Origin of the sequence: Trichloromonas sp., assembly GCF_041583255.1 — a bacterium.
Taxonomy (GTDB): domain Bacteria; phylum Desulfobacterota; class Desulfuromonadia; order Desulfuromonadales; family Trichloromonadaceae; genus Trichloromonas.
Genome location: NZ_JBFHGD010000156.1, coordinates 1 through 8,014 on the forward strand (window position 1 = coordinate 1; position 8,014 = coordinate 8,014).

General features: G+C 62.3%; 8 protein-coding genes. All 8 read right to left on the reverse strand.

Annotation, left to right across the window (positions count from 1 at the left end):
• Nucleotides 1-743 (reverse strand): Hsp70 family protein (locus ABYV89_RS12105; RefSeq protein ID WP_432823213.1); only part of this gene is annotated, 743 nt, incomplete at its 3' end.
• A gap of 44 nt (nt 744-787) precedes the next feature.
• A complete protein-coding gene (grpE, locus tag ABYV89_RS12110) occupies nt 788-1,387 on the reverse strand; it encodes a nucleotide exchange factor GrpE (RefSeq protein WP_432823214.1) in 600 nt (199 codons plus the stop codon).
• A gap of 13 nt (nt 1,388-1,400) precedes the next feature.
• Nucleotides 1,401-2,441, reverse strand: coding sequence for a heat-inducible transcriptional repressor HrcA (gene hrcA / locus ABYV89_RS12115; protein ID WP_432823215.1), 1,041 nt, complete (start codon nt 2,439-2,441; stop codon nt 1,401-1,403).
• 151 nt (nt 2,442-2,592) lie between these two features.
• The gene (gene hemW / locus ABYV89_RS12120) at nt 2,593-3,729 is read right to left on the reverse strand and encodes a radical SAM family heme chaperone HemW (RefSeq protein WP_432823216.1); all 1,137 of its coding nucleotides are present in this window, start codon (nt 3,727-3,729) and stop codon (nt 2,593-2,595) included.
• Nucleotides 3,730-3,783: 54 nt separating this feature from the next.
• Nucleotides 3,784-5,553 carry a Na(+)/H(+) antiporter subunit D gene (locus tag ABYV89_RS12125; RefSeq protein ID WP_432823217.1) on the reverse strand — a complete coding sequence of 590 codons (1,770 nt, stop codon included), beginning with the start codon at nt 5,551-5,553 and terminating at the stop codon, nt 3,784-3,786.
• Nucleotides 5,543-5,809: a hypothetical protein gene (locus ABYV89_RS12130; RefSeq protein WP_432823218.1), complete on the reverse strand. Its 267-nt coding sequence runs from the start codon at nt 5,807-5,809 to the stop codon at nt 5,543-5,545. Before ABYV89_RS12130 ends, ABYV89_RS12125 begins: the two co-directional genes overlap by 11 nt.
• Before the next feature lie 14 nt (nt 5,810-5,823).
• Nucleotides 5,824-7,296, reverse strand: a complete 1,473-nt coding sequence (locus tag ABYV89_RS12135) for a monovalent cation/H+ antiporter subunit D family protein (protein WP_432823219.1) — start codon at nt 7,294-7,296, stop codon at nt 5,824-5,826.
• A 73-nt stretch (nt 7,297-7,369) separates the two neighbouring features.
• Nucleotides 7,370-8,014, reverse strand: a 645-nt coding sequence (locus ABYV89_RS12140) for a proton-conducting transporter transmembrane domain-containing protein (RefSeq protein WP_432823220.1), incomplete at its 5' end; no start/stop codon positions are given.

The following is an 8,014-nucleotide window of genomic DNA, read 5'->3' on the forward strand; positions in this document are numbered from 1 at the left end:
CGCAGGTCGATCCCCTGCTCTTTCTTGAACTCGCCGGCGACATAGTCGATGATGCGCTGGTCGAAGTCTTCGCCGCCCAGGAAGGTGTCGCCGTTGGTCGACTTGACTTCAAAGACGCCGTCGCCGAGTTCGAGGATCGAGATGTCGAAGGTGCCGCCGCCGAGGTCGAATACGGCGACTTTTTCTTCGGCTTTCTTGTCCAGGCCGTAGGCCAGGGCAGCGGCGGTCGGCTCGTTGATGATGCGCAGCACGTTCAGGCCGGAGATCTTGCCGGCATCCTTGGTGGCCTGGCGCTGGGAGTCGTTGAAGTAGGCCGGCACGGTGATGACGGCATCGGTGACCTCTTCGCCGAGATAGTCTTCGGCGGTCTGCTTCATTTTCTGCAGAACCATCGCCGAGATTTCCGGCGGGCTGTAGCTCTTGCCGCGGGCCTCGACCCAGGCGTCGCCGTTGTCGGCCTGCAGGATTTTGAAGGGGCTGATCTTGATGTCCTTGCGCACCGCGTCCGAGTCGAACTTGCGGCCGATCAGGCGCTTGATGGCGTAGAGAGTGTTTTCCGGGTTGGTAACCGCCTGCCGCTTGGCCTGCTGGCCGACCAGGCGCTCGCCGTTTTCGGCGAAGGCGACCATCGACGGGGTGGTGCGGGCGCCTTCCGAGTTGGCGATGACAACCGGCTCGCCGCCTTCCATGACGGCAACGCACGAGTTGGTGGTGCCGAGGTCGATACCGATAACTTTACCCATGATGTATATCCTCCTTGTGTTTTAGTCTTCAGGCTGTAGCAGCGTTAGTTGTTTTCATTGCCGTCGGTCGCAGGCGGCTCGGCGGCCGGAGCCTTGGCCAGCATGACCAGGGCCGGGCGCAGCAGGCGGCTGCTGAGCAGGTAGCCCTTCTGCATTTCGTGCACGACGGTGTTGGGGGCATGCTCGGTGCTTTCCACCAGGCCCATGGCCTCGTGGCGGGACGGATCAAAGGGTTCGCCGACCGAATTGAACGGGGTGACGCCGAACTTGTCCAGCGCCTTGGCGAACATCGACAGGGTCATTTCCACCCCCTGCAGCAACCCTTCGGTATCGCCGCTTTCCTGGCGGGCATGGGCGACTGCGCGCTCGAGGTTGTCCACCACCGGGACGATTTCCTTGATGATGTTCTCATTGGCGAAGCGCGACAGTTCTTCCTTTTCGCGCTGGGCGCGGCGGCGGAAGTTTTCCAGGTCGGCGCGCTCGCGCAGGTAGAGATCCCAGTTTTTCTGCGATTCGGCCCGGCTGGCGGCGAGCTGTTCCTCGAGGGAAGGTTCGACAGCGGCGTCCTGGGGCGCCTGCTCGGTTATCTGCTCTTCGGTTTCGGCAGCAGCCTGATCGACAGGCTGCTCAGTCTTCTTTGCCACGTTATTAACTCTCCTATTCTGATTCTATCTCGAGGACCTGGCTGACCAGCCGAGCCGTGTAATCGACGACCGGGATGACCTGGGAATAGTTCATCCGGCTCGGGCCGATGACCCCCAGCGTGCCGATGGTGCCGCGGCTGCTGGAATAGCTGGCGGTGATCAGGCTGCAGCCTTCGATTTCGCTGTATTCCGACTCGCTGCCGATGAAGATCTGCACACCCTTGGCGTGCTGGCTCTTGTCGAGCAGTTCCACCAGCAGGCTTTTCTGTTCGAATGCCCGAAACAGCCGCTTCATCCGTTCCAGGTCCTTGAACTCGGACTGCTCCAGGATGTTGCAGGCCCCTTCGATGAAGACCTGGCCGCCGATCTCCTCGCACAGTGCCTCCCGCGACAGCTCCAGCGCCCGTCGCAGCAGCTGGTCGTAGGTGGCTTTTTCCTCGGCCATGTCGCGAACGATTTTGGCCTTGATGTCCTGGATACTGAGGCCGGTCAGGGTCTGGTTCAGGTAGTTGCTGACCTGCTCCAGTTCGTGCTGGGAGAGGGGCGGGTCGGTTTCAATGACCTTGTTCTGCACCAGCCCCGAGCGGGAGACGAAAACCACCAGGATCTTGCCCTGCGACAGCTTGAGAAACTCGATGTGGCGGAAGACCGTCGAGGTGAAACGGGGGATCATCACCACCCCGGCATAACTGGAGATGGCTGAAAGAACCTTGCCCGCCTCCCGCAGGCGCTCTTCGACCCGCAGACCATCGAGCCGGTAATACTGCTCGATGCGGCTTTTCTGCTGCGGGTCAAGCTGTCCGACCTGCAGCAGGGTGTCGACGTAGAAGCGGTACCCCTTGTCGGTCGGCACCCGGCCGGCCGAGGTGTGGGGGGAGACGATGTAGCCCATCTCCTCGAGATCGGCCATGACGTTGCGTACCGTTGCCGGTGACAACCCGAGCTGATGGCGCCGGGTTACCGCTCGTGAGCCGATTGGTTCGGCGGTGCCGATATAGTCCTCAACAATGGCTTCGAGTATCCGCCGACTGCGTTCGTTGAGCTCTTCACCCATAGGAAGATTCGCCCTGAAAAAACTTAAGCCGGAAAAAACCCGGCTGTGACATTCGCGTTAGCACTCCTGTTGGCCGAGTGCTAACGCGAACAACATAACAATGGCCCACCCCTTTGTCAAGGGCTAATGGGGCCGGGAAATGGCACTTTTTTCAGAGAAAAGGAAGGATCAGGTGGTCGAAGATCAGCCAGCCTTCCGGGGTGAGCCGCCAGTGGCCATGGCGCCGCACGAGGTGGCCGGAGGCCTGGTTCAGCGCGGCCGCGAAGACCTCGCCAAGGCTTTCTCCGAAGCGGGCGGCAAAGGCCGCTTCGCCGACCCCTTCGGCGGTGCGCAGGCCGAGGTAGAGGGTTTCGGCCATGGCGCCGCGGCGGTCGAATTGCTCCAGCTCCGTGGCCGGGTCGAGACCCTGCTGCAGCTGCAGGCGGTAGCGTTCAAGGTCGCCAGCGACCGCCCGGCGAAAGCCCCAGTGGCGGGGGTCGAAGGAGTGGGCACCGGCACCGATGCCGAGACAGGCTTGCCGGCGCCAGTAGCCGAGGTTGTGCCGGCATTGGCGACCCGGACGGGCGTAATTGGAGATCTCGTAGTGGTCGTAGCCGGCGGCGGTGAGCTGATGGTGCAGCGCCATAAAGTGGCCGGCGTAGCCGGTCTCTTCGGGGAGCTGCAGCAACCCGCCGGCTTGCTGGGCGTGGTAGGGGGTGTCTTCTTCAACGCTCAGCCCGTAGCAGGACAGGTGCTCGGGGTGGTGCTCGAGCAGGCGGGCCAGCTCTTCCATCAAGTTGGCCAGCGACTGGCCGGGCAGGGCAAACATCAGGTCGCAGGAGAGATTATCGAAGCCGGCCTGGCGGGACAGGCGGATGGCCTTGACGGCGTCTTCGGGGGCATGGATCCGGCCCAACCGCTGCAACGATCGGGCATTCAGTGATTGTACTCCCAGCGACAGCCGGTTGACTCCGGCGCTGTGGTAGCCCCTGAGGGATTCCAGCGAAACGGTGCCGGGGTTGGCCTCGAGGCTGATTTCGCAAGCGGCGGCCAAGCCGAACAGGGTCTCGGCCCTTTGCAGAACGCGGCCGACCTGGGCCGGGGTCAGCAGCGAGGGGGTGCCGCCGCCGAAAAAGACCGTCTCCAGCGGGCCGGGCCAGCTGTCCGAATCCGCCGCCAGTTCGAGATGGCGCAGCAGCTGGCCGGTATAGTTGTCCAGGTCGGCAGGGGTGTGCCGGTCGGTGGAGTAGAAGTCGCAATACGGGCATTTGCGCTGGCAGAAAGGGATGTGCAGGTAAAGGCTGGTCATAAAATAAAAGGCGGCCGGTGCTGCCGGCCGCCATCGGAAAGGAGTGGGTTACGCTTACCAGAAGAAGATGAAGGACATCACTGACAGGCAGAGCACCGCCAGCAGCACCCCGACCCCGACCGGGTAGGTCCCGAGGTGGCTGCGCCGTTCGATCGCCGCATCGGTCGCGGCAAAGTCCCGCTCGCCGCCGACTGCTTCGGCCAGCAGGCGGACGCCGTGCTTCTGCACGTTGGCGCCTGGGTCTTCGAAGAAGCGGGCCAGCAGCGCCGGCAGCTTCTGCACGAAAACCCGATCGCCCCAGGCGTTGAGGCCGTTGAAGATTTTGTCGCTCATTTGGTAGAAGAGCTTTCCGCCCTTGCGGTAGAACCAGTCGGTATCGATGGAGATGGTCTCGGTGCGTTTGAGCAGCGGCAGCAACATGAAGAAGGCGAGGGCCGAGAACATCAGCAGCTGGAACTGGTTCAGGGTGTGTTCAAAGGTATAGGCGTGGAAATCGACCGTGCCGAAGGGCAGAATGTTGTAGAGCGGTTCGGGATAAACGCCGAGGAAGATGCAGACGAAGGAGAGGAACGCCATCGCCAGCAGCATGTGCCTGGGTGGCTCCCCCGGACGCAGGCCGTTGTCCTTGGCGAAAAAGACGAAATAGGGGAATTTTATCCCGGCGTGCAGGAAAACCCCGGCCGAGGCGATCTCGAGGATCATCCAGACCCAGAAGAGGCCTTCGTGGACCCCCGCCTCGATGATCATCGGCTTGGTGGTGTAGCCGGAGAGGAAGGGGAAGCTGGAGATCGCCAGGGCGCCGATAGTGCCGAAGATCATGGTCAGCGGCATAGTCTTGTAGAGACCGCCCAGGTCGGTGCATTTGCTCTTGCCGGTCAGGTAGAGCACCGCGCCGGCGCTCATCCATAGCAGCGCCTTGTAGATGATGTGGGCAAAGGCATGGGCGACCGCGCCGTTGAGCGCCATGGCGGTGCCGATGCCGATGCCGCAGATCATGAAGCCGACCTGGTTCATGATCGAGTAGGCGAGGATGCGCCGCATGTCGTTCTCGAGGATCGCCCAGATGATGCCGTAGATCGCCATGGCGCAGCCGACGAACATCAGGACTTCCCAGCCGGCGAAGCCGCGGATCAGGGTGTAGACGGCGGTCTTGGTGGTGTAGGCGGTCATGATCACCCCGCCAGTGACGGTCGCCTCCGGGTAGGCGTCGGAGAGCCAGGCGTTCAATGGCGGTGCCGCGGCGTTGACCAGGAAGCCGATCAGGATCAGGTAGCTGGGCAGCCCCTGCAGGTCAAAACCGTCGAAGGCGACCGAGCCGGTGGCATGGACCTGCAGCAGGATGCCGGCCAGCAGGCAAAGTCCGCCGAGAATATGGATCATCACGTAGCGGAAGGCCGCGCCGTAGGCCCGTTCGGTCTTGCGTGCCAGCACCAGGAAGGTCGAGGTGATCGCCATCACTTCCCAGAACAGGTAGAGGGAGATCAGGTCACCGGCGAAGACCGCGCCGAGGGCCGCGCCGATATAGGCGAGCGACGCGGTATGTTCGTAACGCTCCTTGAGGTGCTGGGAGAACAGGAAGCAGGCGAAGGCGTTCAGGGTGAAGACATAGCCGAACGCCTTGCTCAGTTTGTCGACCCGCAGCAGATTGAGGTCGAAGCCGAACAGCTGGTAGCTGTAGGAGGTTCCCGGATCGAGCTGGCTGATAACGAAGAAGGCGGTGGCCGGAACCAGCAGGATCAGCAGGCGGCGGCCGATCAGCGGCAATGCCCAGAGCAGCAGCGCCCCGGCGAAGAACAGCAGGGAGGGGTGCAGGCTAGCGATCATAGTAGTCCTCTCTTACCTTCAGGACATAGCCGAGCAGCTTGGAGATCAGGATGATCGCCACGCAGGCGACAAAGCCGAATGCGGCGTAAAATCCGGGCCAGGTCTCGATCGGTGAGAACAGGGTGTGCTTGTGCATAAAGAAGTCGGGGATGACCAGCAGCACCAGGACGATATAGAAACCGGTTTTCAGCCGCTTGATATTTTGCGGATGATCGAACCAGGTCCAGACTTCCGGTTTTTTGTTTTCAGGTTCCATCTCTCAACCTCAATCTATGGGAACAGGGCCAGTTGGGCCAACCGGAGGAAAATATCCGGGTAGAAGAACAGCGCCAATGAGGCGCAGGCGGTTACGCAGAGCGGCACCAGGCAGAATGTTGGAGCTTCCTTGATTCCCTGGTCGAAGACCGGGTCGGAGGCCCTGGCAAAGAAGCCGCGGTAGACGATCGGCAGGAAGTAGGCGGCGTTGAGCAGGGAGCTGACCAGCAGTACCAGGAGCAGGACTATCTGGTCGCTGCTGACGGCGCCGATCACCAGGTACCACTTGCTGATGAAGCCCCCTAAAGGCGGCATGCCGATGATGCTCAGGGAGCCGAGAAAGAAGGCCAGGTAGGTGATCGGCATCTGCCGTCCGAGACCATCCATCTGGCTGATGTACTTCTTGTGGCTGGCGACATAGATGGCGCCGGCGCAGAAGAAGAGGGTGATCTTGCCGAAGGCGTGCATGGCGATATGAAGCACGCCGCCGGTCATGCCGGCCGCCGACAGCATGCCGACGCCGAGGATCATGTAGGAGAGCTGGCCGATGGTCGAATAGGCCAGCCGGCGCTTCAGGCTGTCCTGGGTCAGGGCGACCAGCGAGGCGGTCAGGATGGTGATCGAGGCGATGGTGGTCAATACCGTGCCGAGGTCGAGCTGGCGCAGCAGGTCAGGTCCGAGGATGTCGAAAACCACCCGCATGATGGCAAAGACGCCGACCTTGACCACCGCCACGCCGTGGAGAAAGGAGCTGACCGGGGTCGGGGCGACCATGGCTGCCGGCAGCCAGCCGTGAAAGGGCATGATCCCGGCCTTGGCGAAGCCGAAAACGAAGAGCAGCAGCAGCAAGGTGATGGTCGACGGCGAAGCGCAGCCGGCCAGGATGCCGCCCTGGGTGAAGTCAAGCGTCCCGGCCAGGTGGTAGGTAATCAGCATGGCCGGCAGGGCCAGGCCGATGGAGGTGCCGAGGATGTAGGTCAGGTACTTGCGCCCCGACTTGCGGGCTTCGGCGGTCTGCTCATGAGTGACCAGCGGGTAGGTCGACAGCGAGAGCATCTCGTAGAACAGGTACATGGTCAGCAGGTTGGCCGAGAAGGCGACGCCGATAGTCGCCGAAATGGCCACCGCGAAGGAGGCGAAGTAGCGGGTCTGGTCATGCTCCTCGAGGGTGCGCATGTAGCCGATCGAGTAGAGCGAGGTGAAGATCCAGAGGAACGAGGCGACCAGGGCGAAGAAGAGCCCCAGGCCGTCGACCCGCAACTGGATCGGCACCCCGGGGATCACCTCGGCCAGGGTCAGCTCGAAACCGCCCCCCTGCATGACCGTCGGGATCATCGAGGCGACGATCAAAAACTTGGCGACCGCCGCCATGAGGGTGCTGCTCTCGCGCAGGTTCGGGCTGCGGTCATTGAAGGCCATGATCGGCAGGGCCGCCAGCAGGGAAACCAGAATCGCGACCAGGGGCCAGATGGAATATTGGTACGCCATGATCTCTCTTTATTCCAGGGTGGTAGATAAATGACTGTCGTGGTGCCGGGCGGTTGCCGTCATATTCGGTGCATCAGAATCCGGCCGGAATGGCCAGCCGGATGATGTTGCTCACCAGCGGGCCAGAGCCGAAACCGACCGCGAGCAGGGCGATGCCCGTCAGCACCAGCGGAGTCAGGATCATAAACGGCGCCTCTTCCATGCGGATCGGCTCGTGACCGTGCTCCCCCTTGGGGAAGAAGGCGATTTCGATGATGCGGAAAAAGAGGACGGCATTGACCAGGCTGCTGAAGATCAAGGCGCCGACATAGCCCCACTGGCCCGCCTCGATGCCGCCGAGAATCAGGTACCACTTGCTGAAAAAGCCGCAGGTCGGCGGCACCCCGATCATGGCGAAGGCGCCGATGACGAAGACGGCCATGGTGATCGGCATTTTCCGGAACAGGCCATGGAGGTTCTCGAACTTGAGGCTGCCGGTGCGGTAGTAGATGGCCGCTGCCGCTAAAAAGAGGCAGAGGGTCATCAACGCGTCGTTGACAATATGCAGAATGGCGCCGGTCATCCCCTGGGTGTTGGCCAGCCAGACCCCGCCGACCATGTAGCCGACTTCGGCGACCAAAATGAAGGTCAGCATCCGCCGCAGATCGCGCTGGGCCAGGGCCAGGGACGAGGCGCAGACAATGGCGAGGGCGGCGACCCAGACGATCGCCGACTGCAC